This window comes from Streptomyces sp. NPDC043853, assembly GCF_056436025.1.
Window position 1 is genome coordinate 167817 of record NZ_JBWKDJ010000010.1, and the last position, 23547, is coordinate 191363.

Consider the following 23547-nt stretch of genomic DNA (forward strand, 5'->3'; position numbering starts at 1 on the left):
TCACACCCTAGCGCGTATTGCCGGTAGGTGTTCGACAATGCCGACCGATGAACGGCAGTTTTCCGGCCAGGTGAAGAATGCGTCAAGGGCTGGCCAGGCCAGATTCCGGATCGTTACCACTCGGTACGATCGCCCAAATTCGGCCATCTGGATGGCAAGGCGTGGCCGAAAGGAGCCAGAAAATGCCAAAAGAGGCCACAGAGTGGCCTCCTGGCAGAGAAGGGGAAGGTCAGAACCGGCCCGCGCCGAGATCGCGGGAAACCGCCCTTGCGCAGTCGCGGACCGCCGCCACCAGGCCGGGACGCGGCTCCCCGGGCTCCCCGCAGACCCGCTCCACGGCGCCCGCCACGGCCACCGCGCCCACCGGCATCCGCCGCCGGTCGTGGATGGGCGCCGCCACCGAGGCGATGCCCTCCCAGGTCTCCTCCACGTCGGCCGCCCAGCCGCGGGCCCGGGTCAGCGCCAGCACCGACTCGAAGCCCTCCAGGTCGGTGACCGTCCGCGGGGTGAACGCCTCCCGTTCGGCCTCCACCGCCTCGCTGTGCGCCACCGGGTCGTACGCCGACAGCACCTTGCCCAGGGCCGTGCAGTGCAGCGGCTGCATGGCCCCCACCTCCAGCACCTGGCGGCTGTCGTCCGGCCGGAACACGTGGTGCATGATCAGCACCCCGCTCTGGTGCAGCACGCCCACGTACACGCTCTCGCCGCTGGCCCGCGCCAGGTCGTCGGTCCACACCAGCGCCCGGGCGCGCAGCTCGTGCACGTCCAGGTAGCTGTTGCCCAGCCGCAGCAGCTCGGCGCCCAGCTGGTAGCGGCCGGACGCCGGGTCCTGCTCGACGAAGCCCTCCGCCTGCAGGGTGCGCAGGATGCCGTGCGCCGTGCCCTTGGCCAGCCCCAGGGAGGAGGCCACGTCGGAGAGGCCGAGCCGGCGCTCGCCGCCCGCCAGAAGCCGCAGCATCGCAGCGGCTCGTTCGAGCGACTGGATGTTCCGTGCCATCGCGGGGCCTCCTGGAGCGGTGTAGAACGGGTGGAGATGGTGAGAGCCGATGAAGACGTAGTTCGACAATGTCGAACTCTATCGGCCGATGCCGACCTCGTGCAGGACCGGGGCGACCGGCGTCGCCGGACCCCCGCGGCGGCCCCCGCGCACAGGATGCCTGTCCGCCCCGTGGGACGGCCGCACCGGGGGCGCGCCCGCACCGCTACCCTGACCGCGTACACCCTTGTCAGAAGGGTGTAAAGCCGACAGCCGTCGCACTCCAGGGAGCACACCATGGCCTCGTTGCCGAACCCGCCCGCCGACACCCGTGCCCGGGCCGAAGCCCTCCGGGAGGCGCTGGCCACCCGCGTGGTGGTCGCCGACGGAGCCATGGGAACGATGCTCCAGGCGCAGGACCCCTCGCTGGAGGACTTCCAGCAGCTCGAAGGCTGCAACGAGGTCCTGAACGTTACGCGCCCCGACATCGTCCGCTCCGTGCACGAGGAGTACTTCTCCGCCGGGGTCGACTGCGTCGAGACCAACACCTTCGGCGCCAACTTCGCCGCGCTCGCCGAGTACGACATCGCCGAACGCAACTTCGAGCTGTCCGAGGCCGGCGCCCGCATCGCCCGCCAGGTCGCCGACGAGTACACCGCCTCCACCGGCCGCCAGCGCTGGGTGCTCGGCTCGATGGGCCCCGGCACCAAGCTGCCCACCCTCGGCCACATCTCCTACGCCACCATCCGCGACGCCTACCAGATCAACGCCGAGGGCCTGCTCGCGGGCGGCGCCGACGCCCTGCTCGTCGAGACCACCCAGGACCTCCTCCAGACCAAGGCCTCGCTGATCGGCGCCCGCCGCGCCATGGACGCCTTCGGCGTCTCCGTGCCGCTGATCTGCTCGGTCACCGTGGAGACCACCGGCACCATGCTGCTCGGCTCCGAGATCGGCGCCGCGCTGACCTCGCTGGAGCCGCTGGGCATCGACATGATCGGCCTGAACTGCGCCACCGGCCCCGCGGAGATGAGCGAGCACCTGCGCTACCTCGCCCGCAACGCCCGCATCCCGCTGTCCTGCATGCCCAACGCCGGCCTGCCCGTCCTCACCAAGGACGGCGCGCACTACCCGCTGTCGGCCTCCGAGCTCGCCGACGCCCAGGAGACCTTCGTCCGCGAGTACGGCCTCTCCCTGATCGGCGGCTGCTGCGGCACCACCCCCGAACACCTCCGCCAGGTCGCCGAACGCGTCCACGGCCTCACCCCGGCCGCCCGCGAGCCGCGCCCCGAGCCCGGCGCCTCCTCCCTCTACCAGACCGTGCCGTTCCGCCAGGACACCTCCTACATGGCGATCGGCGAGCGGACGAACGCGAACGGGTCGAAGAAGTTCCGCGAGGCGATGCTGGAGGCCCGCTGGGACGACTGCGTGGAGATGGCCCGCGACCAGATCCGCGAGGGCGCGCACATGCTCGACCTCTGCGTGGACTACGTGGGCCGGGACGGCGTCGCGGACATGGAGGAGCTCGCCGGCCGCTTCGCGACCGCCTCCACCCTGCCGATCGTCCTGGACTCCACCGAGGTCGAGGTGATCCGGGCCGGCCTGGAGAAGCTCGGCGGCCGCGCGGTCATCAACTCCGTCAACTACGAGGACGGCGACGGCCCCGACTCCCGCTTCGCCAAGGTCACGCGGCTGGCGCAGGAACACGGCTCGGCCCTGATCGCGCTGACCATCGACGAGGAGGGCCAGGCCCGCACCGTCGAGACCAAGGTCGCGATCGCCGAGCGGCTGATCACCGACCTCACGCAGAACTGGGGCATCCGCGAGTCGGACATCCTCATCGACACCCTGACCTTCACCATCTGCACCGGCCAGGAGGAGTCCCGCAAGGACGGCATCGCCACCATCGAGGCCATCCGCGAGCTCAAGCGCCTGCACCCCGAGGTGCAGACCACCCTCGGCCTGTCGAACATCTCCTTCGGCCTGAACCCGGCCGCCCGCATCCTGCTCAACTCCGTGTTCCTGGACGAGTGCGTCAAGGCCGGCCTCGACTCGGCGATCGTGCACGCCTCGAAGATCCTGCCGATCGCCCGGTTCGACGAGGAGCAGGTCACCACCGCCCTGGACCTGATCTACGACCGCCGCAGCGAGGGCTACGACCCGCTGCAGAAGCTGATGGCCCTGTTCGAGGGCGCCACCACCAAGTCGCTCAAGGCGGGCAAGGCGGAGGAACTCCTCGCCCTGCCGCTGGAGGAGCGCCTGCAGCGGCGGATCATCGACGGCGAGAAGAACGGCCTGGAGGCCGACCTCGACGAGGCCCTGGCGGACCGGCCGGCCCTCGACATCGTCAACGACACCCTGCTGGAAGGCATGAAGGTCGTCGGCGAGCTCTTCGGCTCCGGCCAGATGCAGCTGCCGTTCGTCCTCCAGTCCGCCGAGGTCATGAAGACCGCGGTGGCCTACCTCGAACCGCACATGGAGAAGTCCGACGCCGAGGGCAAGGGCACCATCGTCCTGGCCACCGTCCGCGGCGACGTCCACGACATCGGCAAGAACCTCGTCGACATCATCCTCTCCAACAACGGCTACAACGTGGTCAACCTGGGCATCAAGCAGCCCGTCTCGGCCATCCTGGAAGCCGCCGAGGAACACAGGGCCGACGTCATCGGCATGTCCGGCCTCCTGGTGAAGTCCACCGTGATCATGAAGGAGAACCTGGAGGAGCTCAACCAGCGCAAGCTGGCCGCCGACTACCCGGTCATCCTCGGCGGTGCCGCCCTCACCCGCGCCTACGTCGAGCAGGACCTCCACGAGATCTACGAGGGCGAAGTCCGCTACGCCCGCGACGCCTTCGAGGGCCTCCGCCTCATGGACGCCCTGATCGCCGTCAAGCGCGGCGTGCCCGGCGCCGCCCTGCCCGAGCTCAAGCAGCGGCGCGTCGCCAAGCGCGACGTGATCCTGCCCGAGGCGGAGGAGCCGGAGAGCGGCCACCGCTCCGACGTCGCCGTCGACAACCCGGTGCCCGCCCCGCCGTTCTGGGGCACCCGCGTCATCAAGGGCATCGGCCTGAAGGACTACGCCTCCTGGCTCGACGAGGGCGCCCTGTTCAAGGGCCAGTGGGGCCTCAAGCAGGCCCGCGCCGGCGGCCCCACGTACGAGGAGCTCGTCGAGACCGAGGGCCGGCCGCGACTGCGCGGCCTGCTGGAGAAGCTGCACACCGAGAACCTGCTGGAAGCCGCCGTGGTCTACGGCTACTTCCCGTGCGTCTCCAAGGGCGACGACCTGATCATCCTGGACGAGCAGGGCAACGAGCGGACCCGCTTCACCTTCCCCCGGCAGCGCCGCGGCCGCCGCCTCTGCCTCGCCGACTTCTTCCGCCCCGAGGAGTCCGGCGAGACCGACGTGGTCGGCCTCCAGGTCGTCACCGTCGGCTCGAAGATCGGCGAGGCCACGGCCAAGCTGTTCGAGTCCGACTCCTACCGCGAGTACCTCGAACTCCACGGCCTCTCCGTGCAGCTGGCCGAAGCCCTTGCCGAGTACTGGCACGCCCGCGTCCGCGCCGAGCTCGGCTTCGCCGGCGAAGACCCCGCCGACGTCGAGGACATGTTCGCCCTGAAGTACCGCGGCGCCCGCTTCTCCCTCGGCTACGGCGCCTGCCCCGACCTGGAGGACCGCGCGAAGATCGCCGACCTGCTCCAGCCGGAGCGGATCGGGGTCCACCTGTCCGAGGAGTTCCAGCTCCACCCCGAGCAGTCCACCGACGCGATCGTCATCCACCACCCCGAAGCGAAGTATTTCAACGCACGCTGAGGCAGACCGGCGTACACTGGTCGGTCCCATACAGGCCGGTCGCCTGTTCCCCCCGGCACGCACCCCGCGTGCCGTCCCGGGGGAAGAGGCGGCCGGCCTTCTCGTCCCTTCAGAGAGGTGTGCCACATGACCAGCGCCGTATCCGCCTCCGTCGCGCGCACGGCCGACGGTTCGGCCCTCCAGGCGGTGCTGCTCGACATGGACGGCACGCTCGTCGACACCGAGGGCTTCTGGTGGGACGCCGAGGTCGCCGCGTTCGCGGAACTCGGGCACCGGCTCGACGAATCCTGGCGCGACGTGGTCGTCGGCGGCCCGATGAGCCGCAGCCTGGGCTTCCTCATCGAGGCCACCGGCGCCGCCATCTCCCTCGCCGAGATGTCCGTACTGCTCAACGAGCGGTTCGAAGCCCGCATCGCCGAGCGCGTGCCGCTCATGCCCGGCGCCGAGCGCCTGCTCTCCGAACTCGCCCGGCACAACGTGCCCACCGCCCTGGTCTCCGCCTCCCACCGCCGGGTCATCGACCGCGTCCTGCGCTCCCTGGGCCCCGAGCGGTTCGCCCTCACCGTCGCCGGGGACGAGGTGGTACGCACCAAGCCGCACCCGGACCCCTACCTGTTCGCCGCCCAGTCCCTCGGCGCCCACCCCGCACGGTGCGCCGTCATCGAGGACACCGCCACCGGCGTCGCCGCCGCCGAGGCCGCCGGCTGCCGGGTCGTGGCCGTTCCCTCGGTGGGCCGGATCGAGCCCGCGCCGGGCCGGACCATCGTCGGCTCGCTCGAGGACGTGGACCTTCCCTTCCTCCGCTCGCTGATCACCCGGATGAACTGACCACGCACCCTCCGTATCCGCGCTCACCGAACGGAACACGGGCCAGGGCGCCATGCGGCGGAAGGATCTCTCGCGCACGGCCGCGGAGGCCGAAATTCCATCCCCCGTCGGGCGGGTCGTCCGGGTGACCTTGGTCACCTGCGGCAGGCCCGCCCGGCCCCGTTTCGGGCCCCGCACCCTTCCCTTGTGTCCGGATTGATCAGCTCCTGACCGAATATTGCCGAGACCCTTGGATACGCAGGCAGTTCGGACCCATCACCCAGCGATTACAAGTCCGGCTCTGCCGGTTCCAGCCATACCTTCCCCGCCCACTATGGTCGTCGCGGGCACTTCGCCGCACCTCAGCCGTTCCGGACACATACCCACGTGCCGGAACTGCGTGGACCGATCGTCACAACACCGGCCCGATCGTTCCGCCCCGAACGGGCGCCATGCGCGAAATGCCCTCAGTACCGCAGTGACCAAGTGCCGGTCGAGGGAGAACGCCCAGCATGAACCGCAAGACCCTGGTGCTGACGGCCGCGGCCGGCCTGCTCACCCCCGCGCTGACCGCCTGCGGCAGCACCAGCGGAGCGGGAGCGGGATCCGGAGCGATCGTGGTCGGCACCACCGACCGGTTCGCGATCTCGGACTCCGCGCCCGCACCCTTCGATCCGGCCTACGCCTACGACGCGGGCGCCTGGAACGTCCTCCGGCAGACCCTCCAGACACTCATGCACACGCCCCGCGGCGGCGGCCAGCCCGTCCCCGAAGCGGCCTCCAAGTGCCACTTCACCGACAAGGCCAACCAGACCTACCGCTGCGTCCTGCGGCCCGGCATGAAGTTCGCCAACGGCGACCCGCTCACCGCCGAGGACGTCAAATTCTCCATCGACCGGGTCCTCGCGATCAAGGACGAGAACGGCCCCTCCGCCCTCCTCTCCACCCTCGACCGGGTCGAGACCAAGGGCGAGGACACCATCGTCTTCCGCCTGAAGACCGCCGACGCGACCTTCCCGCACAAGCTGTCCACCCCGGCCGCCGGCATCGTCAACCGCAAGACCTACGACGCCAGGAAGCTCCGGGACGGCTTCGAGGTCGAAGGCTCCGGCCCGTACACCATGAAGGCCGAGGTCAAGGACAACCAGCTGGTCCGCGCCATCTTCACCCGCAACCCGAACTACCAGGGCGACCTCAAGCCGCAGAACGACAAGGTCGAACTGCGTACCTACCCGGACTCGGAGTCCATGGGCGCCGCCCTCGCCGACAACAAGGTGCAGATGGTCTCCCGCACCCTGTCCCCGGCGCAGATCAAGGAGCTCTCCGTCAACCCGCCCAAGGGCGTCCGGCTGGTCCCCCTGCCCGGCCTGGAGATCCGCTACCTCGGCTTCAACACCGAAGCCCCCGCCGTCAAGGACAAGGCCGTACGCCAGGCCCTCGCCGCCACCGTCGACCGCGGCCGGCTGATCAACAAGGTCTACGGCAAGAGCGCCCAGCCGCTCTACTCCCTCGTCCCCGGCAGCGTCCCCGGCCACGTCAACTCCTTCTACAACAAGTACGGCGAGGCCGACACCCAGACCGCCGCGAACCTCCTGCGCGCGGCCGGCGTGAAGACCCCCGTCAAGCTGACCCTGAACTACTCCACCGACCACTACGGCGACGGCACCGCCGCCGAGTTCGAGGAACTCAAGGCCCAGCTGAACGCCACCAAACTGTTCGACGTCACCGTCCAGGGCAAGCAGTGGGCGGAGTTCCGCCCCGCCCAGAAGCAGGGCGACTACGCCGCCTACGGGCTCGGCTGGTTCCCCGACTACGCCGACGCCGACAACTTCCTCGCTCCCTTCCTGGAGCAGGACAACTTCCTGGGCACGCCGTACGCGAACAGCACGGTGCGCACCAAGCTCATCCCCGAGTCCCGGCGCGCGGCCGACCGCACCCTGGCCGCGCCCGCCATCGAGGAGATGCAGAACATCGTCGCCGAGGACGTGCCCGTCCTGCCGCTCTGGCAGGGCAAGCAGTACGTCGCCGCACGCGACGGCATCACCGGAGTGGAGTGGTCCGTGAACTCCATCTCCGACCTTCAGCTGTGGGAACTCGGCCAGGGCATGCGGGGCTGACACTGCGGCAACCGGTCGGCGCACCCGCGGCCGGCGGAACAAGGCGTACAAGAACTGTGAAGGACACGCGCGTGAAGATTCGTAACCAGTGGCTGGCGGCCCCGCTCGGCGCGGCCACCGCAGCTGCCCTGCTCAGCGGTTGCGGCTCGCAGGACGGCCCGGCCGACAGCGACGGCAAGTCCGTCGTCATGGGAATGTCCGACCAGGTGAAGGCCACCGACCCGGCCTCCGGCTACGACCCCGGCTCCTGGCTGCTGTTCAACAACGTCTTCCAGTCGCTGCTGCACTTCCCCAAGGGAGCGACCGCCCCGGCCCCCGACGCCGCCCAGACCTGCGGCTTCCAGGGCAGCGACAGCAAGGTGTACACCTGCACCCTGCGCGCGGGCCTCAAGTTCAGCAACGGCAACGCGCTCACCTCCAAGGACGTCAAGTTCTCCTTCGAGCGCACGATGAAGATCAACGACGAGAACGGCCCGGCCGTCATGCTGACGTCCATAGCCGGCATCGACACCCCCGACGACAAGACCGTCACCTTCCGCCTCAAGACCCCCGACGCGACCTTCCCCAGCAAGATCGCCTCGGGCGCCGGCTCCATCGTCGACCACACCGAGTACCCGGCCGACAAGCTGCGCACCGACGGCAAGGCCATCGGCTCCGGCGTCTACAAGCTGGACTCCTTCGGGGACAAGTCGGCGAACCTCTCCGTCAACTCCTCCTACACCGGCCAGGCCAAGCCGAAGAACAACGGCGTCACCATCAAGTTCTTCGACGGCGACCAGAGCGCGCTCAAGCGGGCCCTGGAGGACGGACAGGTCGACTTCGCCTTCCGCGGCCTGGACCCGAAGGACATCCCCAACCCCGCCGCCTCCAGCGGCAGCGACGGCAAGCCCTCCGCCGTCCAGGGCACCGGAGCCGAGGTCTCGCACCTCGTCTTCAACATGAACGACCCGGTCGCCGGCAAGCTCCCGGTCCGCAAGGCCATGGCCTACCTGCTGGACCGCGAGGCCCTCGTCAAGACCGTCCACCAGGGCACTGCCACCCCGCTGTACTCGATCGTCCCGGCGGGCATCGGCGGCCACACCACCCCGTTCTTCGACAAGTACGGCTCCTCCCCGCAGGCCGACAAGGCCAAGGAGGTCCTGGAGAAGGGCGGCATCAAGGGCAAGGTCAAGCTGACCCTGTGGTCCACCCCCAGCCGTTACGGCCCGGCCACCCAGCAGGACCTCCAGACCATCGCCAAGCAGCTCAACGACAGCGGGCTGTTCCAGGCGGACGTCAAGTCCGCCGAGTTCGACCAGTACGAGAAGGACATCGAGGCCGGCAAGTACGGCGTCTACGTCCGCGGCTGGGTGCCGGACTACCCCGACGCCGACAACTTCACCGCGCCCTTCTTCGGCAAGGACAACGTGCTGAAGAACAACTACAACAACAAGGAAATCACCGAGAAGATCATCCCGCAGACCTCGGCGGTCTCCGACCGGACCTCCATCAGCACCGACTACGCCCGCCTCCAGGACATCGTGGCCGAGGAGATCCCCCTCCTCCCGCTCTGGCAGAGCAAGCAGTACGCCGTGGCCCGGCCGAACATCACCGGCCTGCAGTGGTCGCTGGACGCCTCCACCGTCTTCCGCTTCTGGGAGATCTCCAAGGGCTGAGCCGGTCCCCGCACGCACACCGGAGGGGCCGGACCGCACCAGCGGTCCGGCCCCTCCGGCCTGCCCCCGCTCGGCTACTGCGCGCCCGGGCGGACCAGCCCGCTCTCGTACGCGTACACCGCCGCCTGCACCCGGTCCCGCAGACCCAGCTTCGTCAGCACGTGCCCCACGTGCGTCTTCACCGTCGTCTCGCTCACGAACAGGTCCGCCGCGATCTCCGCGTTCGACAGGCCGCGCGCGACCAGCTTCAGCACCTCGACCTCCCGCTCGGTCAGCGTGCCCAGCGAGTCCGGGACCGAATCCTCACCCGAGGGCAGGTGCCCCGCGTACTTGTCCAGCAGCCGCCGCGTGATCGACGGCGCCAGCATCGCCTCGCCCCCCGCGACCACCCGGATCGCCTGCACCAGCTCGTTCGCCGGGGCGTCCTTCAGCAGGAACCCGCTGGCCCCCGCCCGCAGCGCCTCCACCACGTACTCGTCCAGGTCGAACGTGGTCAGCACCAGCACCTTCGCCGGACCGTCCCGGCCCGGCCCGGTGATCTGCCGGGTCGCCTCCACCCCGTCCATCCGCGGCATCCGGATGTCCATCAGCACCACGTCCGGCTGCAGCGCCCGCACCTGGTCCAGCGCCTGCAGGCCGTCCCCGGCCTCACCGACCACCGCGATGTCCCCCTCGGCCTCCAGGATCATCCGGAAGCCGGTGCGCAGCAGCGGCTGGTCGTCGACCAGAAGGACGCGGATCGCCACGGGAACTACCTCGTTTTCGTATCGGCGGACGACGCCCATTCTGCCCCGGCCCGATGATCAGGATTCCCCGGCCCGTGCCCCGCCCTCTCCACCCCTCGGTGTGATCATCAGAGGATAGGCCGGAGGAGTGCCCCCGAACTCAGGACACACCGACCGGTGATCACACCAGCCGCACAGCTTCGTCGGCCGCGGCCGCCACTCACCCGTCTCCGTGGCCTCCTTGATCGCCTCCCACAACGCGTGCAGCTTCCGCTCCACCCGCTCCAGATCAGCCATCACCGGGTCATACGTCAGCACCTCCCCACTGCCCAGGTACACCAACTGCAGCCGCCGCGGCACCACGCCCTTCAGCCGCCACACCACCAGCGCGTAGAACTTCATCTGGAACAGCGCACCCTCGGCGTACTCCGGCCGCGGCGCCTTCCCCGTCTTGTAGTCGACGATCCGCACCTCACCCGTCGGCGCCACGTCCACCCGGTCGATGATCCCGCGCAGCCGCAGCCCCGACTCCAGCTCCGCCTCCACGAAGAACTCCCGCTCCACCGGCTCCAGCCGCGTCGGGTCCTCCAGCGTGAACCACCGCTCCACCAGCGCCTCGGCCTCCGACAGCCAGCCCGCCAGCGCCTCACCGCCCCCGTCCCCGGGGAACAGCTCCGCCAGCTCCGGCCGCGCCTCCAGCAGCCGCTCCCACTGCCCCGGCACCAGCGACTTCGCCCGCGGCGCCGTCCGCTCCTCCGCCGGATGATCGAACAACCGCTCCAGCACCGCATGCACCAGCGTCCCCCGGGTAGCCGCCGCACTGGGCTTCTCCGGCAGCCGGTCGATCACCCGGAACCGGTACAGCAACGGACACTGCATGAAGTCGCTCGCCCGCGACGGGGACAGCGACACGGGCCGGGCAGCGGCACCGGCGGCATCGGCCACCGGTTCCGCGCCGGCCGGAACGGGACCGGGGCTCGTCGTCATGACAAAGACCCTACGACCCGCAACCGACAGCACCGCAATACCATCGACGGCAGCCCCCCTCGCACTGCATGATCGGAACATCACCCCGAGCAACGAAGGGGCCCACCGGACCCCCGGCCACCGCACCGGCCGACGTACCCCGAACGAAGGACAGCCGTGGCAGACACCGACGGAACCGGCGAGCGCACGGCCCGGCGCTCCGAGGGCGGCGGACTCCTCATGGGCCGCCCCTTCGGCGTACCCGTCTACGTCTCACCCAGCTGGTTCGTCGTCGCCGCCCTCCTCACCTGGATCTTCGGCGACCGGCTCGACCAGGTCCTCCCCGGCCTCGGCGCCGTCCGCTACCTCGTCGCCCTCTTCTTCGCCGTCGCCTTCTACGCCTCCGTACTCGTCCACGAACTCGCCCACGCCGTAGCCGGACTCCGCTTCAAACTCACCGTCCGACGCATCCAGCTCCAGTTCGTCGGCGGCGCCACCCACGTCGACGAGGCCGAGACCCCCGGCCGCGAATTCGTCCTCGCCTTCGTCGGCCCCCTGCTCTCCCTCCTCCTCGCCGGCGCCTTCTACCTCGGCATGACCGCCGTGGAACCCCGCACCGTCCCCGGGGTCCTCCTCGCCGGCCTCATGATCGCCAACCTGATCGTCGCCGTCTTCAACCTCCTCCCCGGCCTCCCCCTCGACGGCGGCCGCATGCTCCGCGCCCTCGTCTGGGCCCTCACCGGCCGCGCCATGGCCGGCACCGTCGCCGCCGCCTGGGTCGGCCGCGCCATCGCCGTCTCCGTCCTCCTCGGCCTCCCCCTCCTCACCGAGACCGGCGTCATCGGCCCCGGCGCCGACCAGACCAGCGGCATGGACACCGTCATGAACGCCCTGCTCGCCGCCATCCTCGCGGCGATCATGTGGACCGGCGCCGGCAACAGCCTCCGCATGGCCCGCCTCCGCGAACACCTCCCCGAACTCCGCGCCCGCACCCTCACCCGCCGCGCCATCCCCGTCGAAGCCGCCACCCCCCTCTCCGAGGCCCTCCGCCGCGCCAACGAGGCCGGAGCCCGCGCCCTCGTCGTCACCGACGGCCACGGCAACCCCACCGCCATCGTCCGCGAGAGCGCCATCGCCTCCATCCCCGAACACCGCCGCCCCTGGGAAGCCGCCGGCAGCCTCGCCCAGGACATCACCGACGGCATGAAGGTTTCAGCGGACCTCGCCGGCGAAGAACTCCTCGACCACCTCCGCACCACCCCCGCCACCGAATACCTCGTGACCGAAGCCGACGGCGCCATCTACGGCGTCCTCTCCACCCTCGACGTCGAGAAGGCCTTCTTCAAGGCCATGGCACGGCCCCACTCCTGAACCCAATACACTGGTCACATGTCCGAACCGACCGGTGCCGCCCGCCGACGCGGGCCCTTCAAGGTCGGGGACCAGGTCCAGCTCACCGACCCCAAGGGACGCCACTACACGTTCACGCTCGAAGCCGGGAAGAACTTCCACACCCACAAGGGTTCCTTCCCCCACGACGAGCTGATCGGCGCTCCCGAGGGCAGTGTTGTCCGTACCACGGGGAACGTCGCGTACCTCGCGCTGCGACCCCTGCTCCCCGACTACGTCCTGTCCATGCCCCGCGGCGCCGCCGTGGTCTACCCCAAGGACGCGGGCCAGATCCTGGCCTTCGCCGACATCTTCCCCGGCGCCCGCGTCGTGGAAGCGGGCGTGGGCTCCGGCTCCCTCAGCAGCTTCCTGCTGCGCGCCATCGGCGACCAGGGCATGCTCCACAGCTACGAGCGGCGGGCCGACTTCGCCGAGATCGCCAAGGACAACGTCGAACGCTACTTCGGCGGCCCCCACCCCGCGTGGCAGCTGACCGTCGGCGACCTCCAGGACAACCTGTCCGACACCGACGTCGACCGCGTCATCCTCGACATGCTCGCCCCCTGGGAGTGCCTCGAGGCCGTCAAGAAGGCCCTCGTCCCCGGCGGCATCCTCTGCTGCTACGTCGCCACCACCACCCAGCTGTCCAAGACCGTCGAGTCCATCCGCGAGATCGGCTGCTTCGCCGAACCGCAGCCCTGGGAATCGATGATCCGCAACTGGCACGTGGAGGGCCTGGCCGTCCGCCCCGACCACCGCATGATCGGCCACACCGGCTTCCTCGTCACCGCCCGGCGCCTCGCCGACGGCGTCGAACCCCCGCTGCGCCGCCGCCGCCCCGCCAAGGGCGCCTACGGCGAGGACTACGAGGGCCCCGGCAGCGGCTCCGGCCGCGGCTAGCCGCACCCACCCAACCACTCGGCGCCGTGCCGCAGTTCCCGATCTCCCACCGGAACTGCAGCACGGCGCCTTCGCGTTACCCCCCCGCTGCCGTGTGGGCAATAGCCCAGTACCCGCCCGCCGTGTGGGCAGGCGTGCCGCAGGGCGATGGGGGTCCCCCCTGCTCGAGCGGAGCCGAGAGCTCGGGGGAGGGTGGGCACACGGCACCGCAGCCCCCGCACCCGCCCTGTACCCCACCCCGCACCTGCGCCAAGGCCCGGCACCGCTCCGGCCCCGCCGACCAAGGCAGACCACGGACCCACCCGTTCCGCCGAGCGCAGCGGTATGGCACGATGCTGGCTCCCCGTCATCCCCCGCGCAGGAGACGCCCCCGTGCACACCCCCGCCGACCCCGCCCTCCCGCACAACGACGCCGGCCCGCTCCACTGGCTCGCCACCGCCGCAGCCATGGCCGCCGTCATAGCCGGCGCCGGACTCCTCCAGCCCACCGCCGAAGCCTCCACCCCGGGCCCGCGCACCCCCGGCACCCCCGCCGCACCGGCGGGCCGGCTCGCCGCCCCCGACGCCGCGCTCGCCCACTACCCCCTCGACTGCCGCGGCGGCCCCCACCAGATCACCGCCACCGCCCACGGCGACCTCGACGGCGACGGCCGCCCCGAGACCGTGGCCGCCGTACGCTGCGACGCAGGCCTCGGCACCCCGCCCAACGCCCTCTACGTCCTCACCCAGGACACCGCAGCCGGCACGCCGCCCCGCATCGTCGCCACCCTGCTCCCCGCGGAACAGCGGAAGAACGTCACCGAGCTCGCCGTGACCGACGGGAAGATCACCGCCACCCTGCTCGGCTACTCCACCCCCGACGTCCCCCGCTGCTGCCCCGACACCCGACAGCACGCCAAGTGGGCCTGGACCGGCGGAAAATTCAGCCAGGAGCTGACGGACGCCACGGCACTCCCCACCTGACCGTCACACCCCGCCACCGCCGGTCACCCCGAGCCACCGGTCACCCGCCGTATCCGGCGGACCCCCCGCGTCCGGCGAACCACCGGTCACCCGGCGTCCGGGCCGAACACCTCCACGCCGTCCGAGACCCGGCGCACGTGGATGCACTCGCCCGGACACTCCCGGGCCGAATCCACCACGTCCTGAAGCAGCGGCAGCGGCACCGGGGTCGTCGCCCCCGCCTCCTGCAACAGCTCGTCCTCCACACCCTTCACGTAGGCCAGACCGTCGATGTCCAGCTCGAACACCTCCGGCGCGTACTGCACGCAGATTCCGTCGCCGGTACACAGGTCCTGATCGATCCAGACCTCCAGCGGCCCTCCGGCCACACCGGCCCCCGTCCCCTCGGCCGGAGCCTCCTGCTGCACGGTCATATCCTTTGCGCTCCCCTTGTGCTGTGCGCGTGCTGTACGCGGGCGTTGAACGCCTCGACCTTACAACTGGCCGCTTTCCGATGTTGAACGGTGGGTATTCACCTGGCGTGAGGGGATACGCAAGGGTGAAGATCGGACACACCCCTACCGTCTTTGTGATCTAGGGGTTTCAATCACCACCAGCCCAGGTAGGGTCAGGAAGCGTCCAGCTCCCCTTGGAGGAGGTGAGGACCGTGGCAGCCCACGACGACGACATCAACCGCGGCATCCGGCCCGGTCGGGGGTCCGATGACCCCGCCGGTCAGGTTGCCTATCTCGAGCAGGAAATCGCCGTCCTGCGACGTAAGCTCGCCGACTCTCCGCGACACACGAGGATTCTCGAAGAGCGGATCGTCGAGCTCCAGACAAACCTGGCCGGCGTCTCCGCACAAAACGAACGGCTGGCCAATACCCTCCGTGAGGCCCGCGACCAGATCGTGGCCCTCAAGGAAGAAGTCGACCGGCTCGCCCAGCCGCCGGCCGGCTTCGGTGTCTTCCTCCAGGCGAACGAGGACGGCACCGTCGACATCTTCACCGGCGGCCGCAAGCTCCGCGTGAACGTCAGCCCCAGCGTCGACCCGGACGACCTCCGGCGCGGCCAGGAGGTCATGCTCAACGAGGCCCTCAACGTGGTCGAGGCCATGGAGTTCGAGCGGGCCGGGGACATCGTCACCCTCAAGGAGATCCTCGAGGACGGCGAGCGCGCCCTGGTCGTCGGGCACACCGACGAGGAAAGGGTGGTGAGGCTCGCCGAGCCGCTCCTGGACATCACCATCCGCCCCGGCGACGCCCTCCTGCTCGAACCCCGCTCCGGCTACGTCTACGAGGTCGTCCCCAAGAGCGAGGTCGAGGAACTCGTCCTCGAAGAGGTCCCGGACATCGACTACGACAAGATCGGCGGCCTGGGCGACCAGATCGAGCTGATCCGCGACGCCGTCGAGCTCCCCTACCTCTACCCCGACCTGTTCAAGGAGCACGAACTCCGCCCGCCCAAGGGCATCCTGCTCTACGGACCGCCCGGATGCGGCAAGACGCTCATCGCCAAGGCGGTGGCCAACTCCCTTGCCAAGAAGGTCGCCGAGGTGACCGGCCAGCCCGCCGGAAAGTCCTACTTCCTGAACATCAAGGGCCCCGAACTCCTCAACAAGTACGTCGGCGAGACCGAGCGGCACATCCGCCTCGTCTTCCAGCGCGCCCGCGAAAAGGCCAGCGAGGGCACCCCCGTCATCGTCTTCTTCGACGAGATGGAATCCCTCTTCCGCACCCGCGGATCCGGAGTCAGCTCGGACGTGGAGAACACCATCGTCCCCCAGCTGCTCGCCGAGATCGACGGCGTGGAAGGCCTGGAGAACGTCATCGTCATCGGCGCCTCCAACCGCGAGGACATGATCGACCCCGCCATCCTCCGCCCCGGCCGGCTCGACGTGAAGATCAAGATCGAGCGCCCCGACGCGGAAGCCGCGAAGGACATCTTCGCCAAGTACCTCAAGGCCTCCCTCCCGCTCCACGCGGAAGACCTCGCCGAGCACCAGCACTCGCCCGAGGTCGCGGTCCACAACATGATCCAGACCGTCGTGGAGCAGATGTACGCCGAAACCGAGGAAAACCGCTTCCTCGAGGTCACGTACGCCAACGGCGACAAGGAAGTCCTCTACTTCAAGGACTTCAACTCCGGCGCGATGATCCAGAACATCGTCGACCGGGCCAAGAAGATGGCCATCAAGGCATTCCTCGAACACAACCAGAAGGGCCTCCGCGTCTCCCACCTCCTCCAGGCCTGCGTGGACGAGTTCAAGGAGAACGAGGACCTGCCCAACACCACCAACCCGGACGACTGGGCCCGGATCTCCGGAAAGAAGGGCGAGCGGATCGTCTTCATCCGCACCCTCGTCACCGGAAAGCAGGGCGCGGACACCGGTCGCTCCATTGACACGGTGGCCAATACCGGTCAGTACCTCTGATCGAAAGGGGCGGCTGCGGATGCCCGGAAAAAGGGCACCCGCAGCCGCCTGCTTTCCAAGGAACCGCCCAGCCGAATCGGCCACCGATTCAATGACTGAAATGATCTCCCCACCAGCGCGGAGCCGCTCTAGGCTCTTCCGTATGGCTCCCGCAGGGGAGCGCCGCCGGGCAAGGAGGGCCGCATGACCGTACGGCGCGTGATGGGGATCGAGACGGAGTACGGGATCTCCGTCCCCGGTCACCCGAACGCCAATGCCATGCTCACCTCGTCCCAGATCGTCAACGCCTACGCCGCGGCGATGCACCGGGCGCGACGCGCCCGCTGGGACTTCGAGGAAGAGAACCCGCTGCGGGACGCCCGCGGCTTCGACCTCGCCCGCGAGGCCGCCGACAGCAGCCAGCTCACCGACGAGGACATCGGCCTGGCCAACGTCATCCTCACCAACGGCGCCCGGCTCTACGTCGACCACGCCCACCCCGAATACAGCTCGCCCGAGGTCACCAACCCGCTCGACGCCGTCCTCTGGGACAAGGCCGGCGAACGGATCATGGCCGAAGCCGCCGAGCGGGCCGCCCAGCTCCCCGGCGCCCAGCCCATCCACCTCTACAAGAACAACACCGACAACAAGGGCGCCTCCTACGGCACGCACGAGAACTACCTGATGAAGCGGGAAACCCCCTTCTCGGACATCGTGCGCCACCTCACGCCCTTCTTCGTCTCCCGCCAGGTCGTCACCGGCGCCGGCCGCATCGGCATCGGCCAGGACGGCCGCGAACACGGCTTCCAGATCAGCCAGCGCGCCGACTACTTCGAGGTCGAGGTCGGCCTGGAGACCACCCTCAAGCGGCCCATCATCAACACCCGGGACGAACCCCACTCGGACGCGGAGAAGTACCGCCGACTCCACGTGATCATCGGCGACGCCAACCTCTCCGAGATCTCCACCTACCTCAAACTCGGCACCACCGCCCTCGTCCTCTCCATGATCGAGGACGGCTTCATCAACGTCGACCTCGCCGTCGACCAGCCCGTACGCACCCTCCACCAGGTCTCCCACGACCCCGACCTGCGCCACCTGATCACGCTGCGCAGCGGCCGCACCCTGACCGCCGTACAACTCCAGATGGAGTACTTCGAGCTGGCGCGGAAGTACGTGGAGGAGCGCTTCGGCGCCGACGCGGACGACCAGACCAAGGACGTCCTCTCCCGCTGGGAGGACGTGCTCGGGCGGCTGGAGAGCGACCCGATGAGCCTGGCCGGCGAGCTGGACTGGATCGCCAAGCGGGAGATCCTGGAGGGCTACCGGCGCCGCGACGGCCTGAACTGGGACGCGGCCCGGCTGCACCTGGTGGACCTCCAGTACTCCGACGTACGGCAGGACAAGGGCCTGTACAACCGCCTGGCGGCCCGCGGCAAGATGCAGCGGCTGCTGACCGAGCCGGACGTGGAGCGGGCCGAGAGCAAGCCCCCGGAGGACACCAGGGCGTACTTCCGCGGCCGCTGCCTGGAGCAGTACGCGGACGACGTGGCCGCGGCCAGCTGGGACTCGGTGATCTTCGACCTGCCCGGCCGGGACTCGCTCCAGCGGGTCCCCACCCTGGAACCCCTCCGGGGTACCCGGAACCACGTCAAGGAGCTCCTGGACCGCTGCCGCACGGCCGAGGACCTGGTCCGGGTCCTCTCCGGCGGCAACTGATCCGGACCGGCAGCACTTGATCGCCCCGGACGCGGCTGAAAGGCCGCTCGGCCGGGAATCATGAAGACATCCGGACGTTGAACAAGTTCCGGGACGAATGCCGGACCCTCCTTGTAGGGTCCGGCGTAGGGTCTGATCTTGAGGGATCCCCGATCCGCGGGATCCCTCGTCACGAGCGTGCGAACCGAGCGGGGTGAGGTAGACATGGCGACCAAGGACACCGGCGGCGGACAGCAGAAGGCGACGCGCTCGACCGAAGAGGTCGAGGAGCAGACCGCCGAGGCAAGCACCGACCTTGAAGAGCGCATGGAGAAGCTCTCGGACGACGTGGACTCCGTCCTGGACGAAATCGATGATGTGCTCGAGGAAAACGCCGAGGACTTCGTGCGCTCCTTCGTTCAGAAGGGCGGAGAGTGATTTCACCTTCGATTCAAAGGTGAAGGGCTCTCGGGGGGGCGTGAGTGCAAGAGGATCTCAAACGGTGTGCTCGGTGTGGCGTGGCGAAGCCGCGAGAGGCTTTCGCCGGCAATCGGGCGATGCGCGACGGCCTGCAGTGCTATTGCAGGCCGTGCGCGGCCGAATACCATCAGCAGCGGCAGAAGGCCAGGGGTAGAAACGTGCGTCCGCGGGTGGAGGCACCCGAAGGGCACAAATACTGTCGTCGGTGTGGTGAGATCAAGCCGCATGCGGAGTGGGATCGCAACAAGACGGCCTCCGACGGTTTGTCAACGCGCTGCAAGGCGTGCCGGGCCGTCGAGAGCCGGGCGGGCCACCTCAAGCGCTCGTACGGCATGACCGAAGCGCAGCGGGACGAGATGATCGCAGCTCAAGGCGGGCTCTGCTGTATCTGCCTGAAGCGCCCGGCCGTGCATGTGGATCACTGTCACCGGACGGGTAAGGTCCGAGGCGTACTTTGTTTCAACTGCAACACGGCCATCGGCAAGTTGGATGATGATCCCGACGCTGCCCGTCGGGCCGCCGCATACCTGGAGGGACACGCGTGGAAGCCAACAATCGTGGCACAGGGCGTCTACCGGCAGCCTTCCTGACGCCGGGGTCGTCCTCCTTCATGGACTTCCTGGCGGACCACTCGCCGGAGATGCTCCCGGGGAACCGGAAGCTGCCCGAGGGGATCGTCGAGGCGCCGCACGGCACGACCATCGTCGCGGCCACCTTCCCCGGTGGGGTCGTGCTCGCCGGTGACCGGCGGGCGACCATGGGCAACATGATCGCGCAGCGGGACATCGAGAAGGTGTTCCCGGCCGACGAGTACTCGGCGGTCGGCATCGCCGGCACCGCCGGTCTCGCCGTGGAGATGGTGAAGCTGTTCCAGCTGGAGCTGGAGCACTTCGAGAAGGTGGAGGGGACGACCCTTTCGCTGGAGGGCAAGGCCAACCGCCTGTCCACGATGATCCGCAGCAACCTGGGCATGGCCATGCAGGGCCTCGCCGTGGTCCCGCTGTTCGCGGGCTGGGACGAGGGCAAGGAGAAGGGCCGGATCTTCTCCTACGACGTCACGGGCGGCCGGTCCGAGGAGCACGGGTTCGCGGCCACCGGGTCGGGTTCCATCTTCGCCCGGGGATCGATGAAGAAGCTGTACCGCCCGGATCTGACGGAGGAGCAGGCGACCACCCTGGTCGTGCAGGCCCTCTACGACGCCGCCGACGACGACTCAGCGACCGGTGGCCCCGACCTCGCCCGCCGGATCTTCCCGATCGTCACCGTCATCACCGACGAGGGCTTCCGGAGGCTGACCGAGGAGGAGTCCTCGGCGCTGGCCCGCTCGGTCACCGAGCACCGCCTGGAGCAGCCCGACGGCCCCCGGGCCGCCCTCCTCTAAGTCCTCGTCAGCCCAGAAGAAGAAAGGGGCGGATAGCCGGTGTCGACTCCGTTCTACGTCTCACCCCAGCAGGCCATGGCGGACCGGGCCGAGTACGCCCGCAAGGGCATCGCCCGGGGCCGCAGCCTGGTGGTCATCCAGTACGCCGACGGCATCGTGTTCGTCGGCGAGAACCCGTCCCGTGCGCTGCACAAGTTCAGCGAGATCTACGACCGGATCGGTTTCGCGGCCGCCGGCAAGTACAACGAGTACGAGAACCTGCGGATCGGCGGCGTCCGGTATGCCGATCTGCGTGGATACACCTACGACCGTGACGATGTGACGGCGCGTGGGCTGGCGAACGTGTACGCCCAGACGCTGGGCACCATCTTCTCCTCGGCGGGTGAGAAGCCGTACGAGGTGGAGCTGGTGGTGGCCGAGGTCGGTGACAGTGCCTCGGGTGACCAGATCTACCGGCTGCCGCACGACGGTTCGATCGTGGACGAGCACGGTTCGGTCGCGGTCGGCGGTAACGCCGAGCAGATCAGCAGCTACCTGGACCAGCGGCACCGGGAGGGGATGTCGCTGCCGGAGGCGCTGAAGCTGGCGGTGCAGGCGCTGTCCAGCCAGGCGAACGGTGCGGACCGGGAGATCCCGGCGGACCGTCTGGAGGTGGCGGTGCTGGACCGTACGCGGACCCAGCAGCGGAAGTTCAAGCGGATCCGGGGCCGGCAGCTGGCGCGGCTGCTGGAGCCGGAGGTGACGCCGGCCGCGCAGGCGGACGCGGTGTCCAATGACGAGGCGCCCGACGAGGACGCCGAGTAGTTCCGTAGGAGTGAGGGAGCGTGCCCCGGTCCGCCATTGTGGCGGGCCGGGGCACGGTCGTGTTCAGGGGCGGGGCGGCGGTGCGGTGGAGCCGCGTACGACGAGTTCGACGGGGAGTTCGGGGGCGGACCAGGCCTGGCCGTCGAGGACGGCGAGGAGGGCGGTCATGCCCTGTTCGCCGACGCGTTCGGCGGGGAGGCGGACGGTGGTGAGTTCGGGTTCGACGGCGGTGGCGAGGGCCATGTCGTCGAAGCCGGTGACGGAGAGGTCCTCGGGGATGCGCAGGCCGAGGCGGCGGGCGGCTTTGCAGGCGCCGACGGCGAGGATGTCGTCGTCGGCGATGACCGCGGTGGGGCGGGTGGCCGGGTCGGTGAGGTCGGCGAGGGCCTGTTCCATGGCGGTGGTGGCCGCGTTGACGTTGAGGGCGGATCGGACGGTGCGGAGTGCGGTGTCGGGGCCGTGGCCGGTGAGGGCGCGGCGGATGCCGTCGGCGCGGATGTCGAAGGTCCAGGAGTCGACGTCGGCGGCGAGGTGGAGGAAGCGCCGGTGGCCGAGGCCGAGGAGGTGGTCGGTGACCTGGCGTACGCCGTCGGTGATGGCGAGGTTGACGTAGGCGTCGGCGCCGCCGGCGGGGTCGCTGTCGAGCATGACCAGGGGGAGCGGGGTGGTGGTGCCGCTGATGGCTTCGAGGGCGCCGGCGGCCATGGAGGAGGCGATGACGCCGTCGAGGGCGGCCTGGGCGGAGGCGAAGGGGTCGCGGGCGGGGCCGGTGCCGTCGGGGGAGAGGTAGAGGACGACGCCGAAGCCGTGGCGGCCGGCGATGGTGGCGGCGCCGGTGTAGACGCGGGCGAAGAATTCGTTGGTGAGGGCGGGGACGACGAGGAGGGCGGTGCGGGTGGAGCCGAGGCGGAGGTTGCGGGCGGCGAGGTTGGGGCGGTAGCCGAGTTCTCCGGCGGCTTCGCGGACGAGTGCGGCGGTGCGTTCGGAGACGCGGCCGCGCCATTTGTCGCCGAGGACGAGGGAGACGGTGGCCTGGGAGACTCCGGCGGCCCGGGCGACGTCGCGGCTGGTGGGTCTCGACACGCGTTGCTCCTGGTCGTGGGGTTCCGGGGGGTTTCCGGGTGGACGGTTCGGTTGCCGCCATGGTACGTATGATGAGTCAAGTTATACGTATTACGTCGCCCTGTCGGGGACGGAGAGGGGCCGATATGGCCGCGGGATACGCGGAGCTGCTCAGGACGCGGCACGCCGCACGGCTGCTGGCCGGCACGCTGGTGGGGCGGCTGCCGAACGCGGTCGCCGCCATCGCCATCGTGCTCTTCGTCCGGGGCGAGGGCGGCAGCTACAGCCTGGCGGGCGCGCTGGCGGCCGTGTACGGCGTGGCCAACGCGGTGGGGCAGCCGCTGCTGGGCCGCCTGGTCGATCTGTACGGGCAGCCGCGGGTGCAGTTGCCGGCGGCCGTGGTCTCGGCGCTGGGCGCGCTGTGGCTGGCGCTGGCCGGTATCGGCTCGCTGGGCTGGGCGTACGCGGCGGTGGTGGTGGCCGGGCTGTTCACGCCGCCGCTGGAGGGCGGTCTGCGGGCGCTGTGGCCGAGTGTCCTGGGTGGCCGGGAGGAGCGGGTGCACGCGGCGTACGCGATGGACGCGGTGGCGCAGGAGATCATGTTCACGGTCGGTCCGCTGCTGGTGACGCTGCTGGCCGCGTTGTGGGATCCGACGGCCTCGCTGCTGGTGATCAACGCGCTGGGTGTGCTGGGTGCGCTGTCGGTGGTGGTTTCGGAGCCCTCGCGGCGGTGGCGGTCGGAGCCGCGGGAGGCGCACTGGCTGGGCGCGCTGCGCTCGGGCGGGTTGCTGGCGCTGCTGGGTTCGTTCTTCTTCGTGGGTTCGGCGCTGGGGTCGATCACGGTCGCGGGTCTGGCGTACGCGGACGGTCACGGGGGTGATGCGGTGTACGGCCGGCTGATGGCGGCGCTGGGTCTGGGCGCGCTGGTCGGCGGGGTGTCGTACGGGGCGCGGGCCTGGGCCGGGGTGCCGGAGCGGCGGCTGACGGTGTTGGTGGGCCTGCTGGCGGTGGGGTACGTGCCGCTGCTGCTGGTGCCGGGGGCGTGGGCGATGACGGCGCTGGCGGCGTTGGCGGGGGTGTTCCTGGCGCCGGCGCTGGCGTGCGCGTTCATCGTGGTGGACCGGCATGCGCCGTCGGGCACGGTGACGGAGGCCTTCTCGTGGCTGGTGACGTTCTTCGGGGTGGGTGCGGCCATCGGTACGGCGGTGGCGGGTCCTGCGGTGGAACTGGGCGGGTCCAGGGCCGGTTTCGGTGTGGCGGTGGCGGGCGGTGTGCTGGCGCTGTTGGTGCTGACGGCCACTCAGCGGGTGCTGCTGGGCCACTCGGGGCGGGGGCGTACGGTGGCGGGGTCGCCGGTGGAGGGGCGGGCGGGTGTGTCGCCGGGCTCTGCTGCGGCATCCTCGGGAAAATGATCGAACCCGGCTC

Annotated in this window: 19 protein-coding genes; 14 read left to right on the forward strand and 5 right to left on the reverse strand. The window is 69.9% G+C overall.

The annotated features are described in order from the left end of the window. Positions 1 to 229: 229 nt before the first annotated feature. Complete coding sequence (locus AC067U_RS25290) at positions 230 to 997, reverse strand: IclR family transcriptional regulator (protein WP_478832039.1); 768 nt, start codon at positions 995 to 997, stop codon at positions 230 to 232. A 276-nt stretch (positions 998 to 1273) separates the two neighbouring features. Between AC067U_RS25290 and metH the strand changes: the two genes are divergently transcribed. From metH to AC067U_RS25310, 4 genes are all read left to right on the forward strand, one after another. Then, positions 1274 to 4783: a methionine synthase gene (metH, locus tag AC067U_RS25295; protein ID WP_478832040.1), complete on the forward strand. Its 3510-nt coding sequence runs from the start codon at positions 1274 to 1276 to the stop codon at positions 4781 to 4783. 126 nt (positions 4784 to 4909) lie between these two features. After that, on the forward strand, positions 4910 to 5611 hold the full coding sequence (locus AC067U_RS25300) for an HAD family hydrolase (protein ID WP_478832041.1): 702 nt from the start codon (positions 4910 to 4912) through the stop codon (positions 5609 to 5611). Positions 5612 to 6102: 491 nt separating this feature from the next. After that, complete coding sequence (locus tag AC067U_RS25305) at positions 6103 to 7707, forward strand: ABC transporter substrate-binding protein (protein WP_478832042.1); 1605 nt, start codon at positions 6103 to 6105, stop codon at positions 7705 to 7707. A 71-nt stretch (positions 7708 to 7778) separates the two neighbouring features. Continuing rightward, on the forward strand, positions 7779 to 9362 hold the full coding sequence (locus AC067U_RS25310; protein WP_478832043.1) for an ABC transporter substrate-binding protein: 1584 nt from the start codon (positions 7779 to 7781) through the stop codon (positions 9360 to 9362). Between the two features lie 74 nt (positions 9363 to 9436). On the opposite strand, the gene AC067U_RS25315 is transcribed toward AC067U_RS25310, so the two are convergent. Further along, a complete protein-coding gene (locus AC067U_RS25315; protein WP_478832044.1) occupies positions 9437 to 10108 on the reverse strand; it encodes a response regulator in 672 nt (223 codons plus the stop codon). A 57-nt stretch (positions 10109 to 10165) separates the two neighbouring features. Further along, positions 10166 to 11074: a RecB family exonuclease gene (locus AC067U_RS25320; RefSeq protein ID WP_478832045.1), complete on the reverse strand. Its 909-nt coding sequence runs from the start codon at positions 11072 to 11074 to the stop codon at positions 10166 to 10168. Between the two features lie 156 nt (positions 11075 to 11230). Between AC067U_RS25320 and AC067U_RS25325 the strand changes: the two genes are divergently transcribed. From AC067U_RS25325 to AC067U_RS25335, 3 genes are all read left to right on the forward strand, one after another. Next, on the forward strand, positions 11231 to 12424 hold the full coding sequence (locus AC067U_RS25325; RefSeq protein ID WP_478832046.1) for a site-2 protease family protein: 1194 nt from the start codon (positions 11231 to 11233) through the stop codon (positions 12422 to 12424). A gap of 18 nt (positions 12425 to 12442) precedes the next feature. Next, positions 12443 to 13342: a tRNA (adenine-N1)-methyltransferase gene (locus tag AC067U_RS25330; RefSeq protein ID WP_150210670.1), complete on the forward strand. Its 900-nt coding sequence runs from the start codon at positions 12443 to 12445 to the stop codon at positions 13340 to 13342. Between the two features lie 372 nt (positions 13343 to 13714). After that, complete coding sequence (locus AC067U_RS25335; RefSeq protein WP_478832047.1) at positions 13715 to 14305, forward strand: hypothetical protein; 591 nt, start codon at positions 13715 to 13717, stop codon at positions 14303 to 14305. 86 nt (positions 14306 to 14391) lie between these two features. On the opposite strand, the gene AC067U_RS25340 is transcribed toward AC067U_RS25335, so the two are convergent. After that, on the reverse strand, positions 14392 to 14718 hold the full coding sequence (locus AC067U_RS25340) for a ferredoxin (RefSeq protein WP_478832048.1): 327 nt from the start codon (positions 14716 to 14718) through the stop codon (positions 14392 to 14394). Positions 14719 to 14951: 233 nt separating this feature from the next. On the opposite strand from AC067U_RS25340, the gene arc reads away from it, so the two are divergent. The 6 genes from arc to prcA all read left to right on the forward strand — a co-directional run bounded on the left by arc (position 14952) and on the right by prcA (position 21060). Then, positions 14952 to 16718, forward strand: coding sequence for a proteasome ATPase (gene arc, locus AC067U_RS25345; protein WP_478832049.1), 1767 nt, complete (start codon positions 14952 to 14954; stop codon positions 16716 to 16718). A gap of 183 nt (positions 16719 to 16901) precedes the next feature. Continuing rightward, positions 16902 to 18416, forward strand: a complete 1515-nt coding sequence (dop, locus tag AC067U_RS25350; protein WP_478832050.1) for a depupylase/deamidase Dop — start codon at positions 16902 to 16904, stop codon at positions 18414 to 18416. Positions 18417 to 18620: 204 nt separating this feature from the next. Beyond that, the gene (locus AC067U_RS25355) at positions 18621 to 18833 is read left to right on the forward strand and encodes a ubiquitin-like protein Pup (RefSeq protein ID WP_478832051.1); all 213 of its coding nucleotides are present in this window, start codon (positions 18621 to 18623) and stop codon (positions 18831 to 18833) included. 119 nt (positions 18834 to 18952) lie between these two features. Next, positions 18953 to 19465 (forward strand): endonuclease VII domain-containing protein, encoded by a 513-nt coding sequence (locus AC067U_RS25360; protein WP_478832052.1) that lies wholly within the window; start codon positions 18953 to 18955, stop codon positions 19463 to 19465. Next, a complete protein-coding gene (gene prcB / locus AC067U_RS25365) occupies positions 19417 to 20256 on the forward strand; it encodes a proteasome subunit beta (protein ID WP_478832053.1) in 840 nt (279 codons plus the stop codon). Before AC067U_RS25360 ends, prcB begins: the two co-directional genes overlap by 49 nt. Before the next feature lie 39 nt (positions 20257 to 20295). Continuing rightward, the gene (gene prcA, locus AC067U_RS25370; RefSeq protein ID WP_478832054.1) at positions 20296 to 21060 is read left to right on the forward strand and encodes a proteasome subunit alpha; all 765 of its coding nucleotides are present in this window, start codon (positions 20296 to 20298) and stop codon (positions 21058 to 21060) included. Positions 21061 to 21123: 63 nt separating this feature from the next. Here prcA and AC067U_RS25375 read toward each other — a convergent pair whose 3' ends face one another. Continuing rightward, the gene (locus AC067U_RS25375; protein WP_478832055.1) at positions 21124 to 22143 is read right to left on the reverse strand and encodes a LacI family DNA-binding transcriptional regulator; all 1020 of its coding nucleotides are present in this window, start codon (positions 22141 to 22143) and stop codon (positions 21124 to 21126) included. A gap of 125 nt (positions 22144 to 22268) precedes the next feature. On the opposite strand from AC067U_RS25375, the gene AC067U_RS25380 reads away from it, so the two are divergent. After that, positions 22269 to 23534: an MFS transporter gene (locus AC067U_RS25380; RefSeq protein ID WP_478832056.1), complete on the forward strand. Its 1266-nt coding sequence runs from the start codon at positions 22269 to 22271 to the stop codon at positions 23532 to 23534. Positions 23535 to 23547 lie beyond the last annotated feature (13 nt).

What these genes read in the sequence shown, in the direction of transcription:
- AC067U_RS25355 (WP_478832051.1), top strand. Translation starts at nt 18,621, where the DNA reads ATGGCGACCAAGGACACCGGCGGCGGACAGCAGAAGGCGACGCGCTCG.
- AC067U_RS25340 (WP_478832048.1), bottom strand. Translation starts at nt 14,718, where the DNA reads ATGACCGTGCAGCAGGAGGCTCCGGCCGAGGGGACGGGGGCCGGTGTG.
- AC067U_RS25305 (WP_478832042.1), top strand. Translation starts at nt 6,103, where the DNA reads ATGAACCGCAAGACCCTGGTGCTGACGGCCGCGGCCGGCCTGCTCACC.
- AC067U_RS25360 (WP_478832052.1), top strand. Translation starts at nt 18,953, where the DNA reads ATGCGCGACGGCCTGCAGTGCTATTGCAGGCCGTGCGCGGCCGAATAC.
- dop (WP_478832050.1), top strand. Translation starts at nt 16,902, where the DNA reads ATGACCGTACGGCGCGTGATGGGGATCGAGACGGAGTACGGGATCTCC.
- AC067U_RS25290 (WP_478832039.1), bottom strand. Translation starts at nt 997, where the DNA reads ATGGCACGGAACATCCAGTCGCTCGAACGAGCCGCTGCGATGCTGCGG.
- AC067U_RS25380 (WP_478832056.1), top strand. Translation starts at nt 22,269, where the DNA reads ATGGCCGCGGGATACGCGGAGCTGCTCAGGACGCGGCACGCCGCACGG.
- AC067U_RS25300 (WP_478832041.1), top strand. Translation starts at nt 4,910, where the DNA reads ATGACCAGCGCCGTATCCGCCTCCGTCGCGCGCACGGCCGACGGTTCG.
- metH (WP_478832040.1), top strand. Translation starts at nt 1,274, where the DNA reads ATGGCCTCGTTGCCGAACCCGCCCGCCGACACCCGTGCCCGGGCCGAA.
- AC067U_RS25320 (WP_478832045.1), bottom strand. Translation starts at nt 11,074, where the DNA reads ATGACGACGAGCCCCGGTCCCGTTCCGGCCGGCGCGGAACCGGTGGCC.
- AC067U_RS25330 (WP_150210670.1), top strand. Translation starts at nt 12,443, where the DNA reads ATGTCCGAACCGACCGGTGCCGCCCGCCGACGCGGGCCCTTCAAGGTC.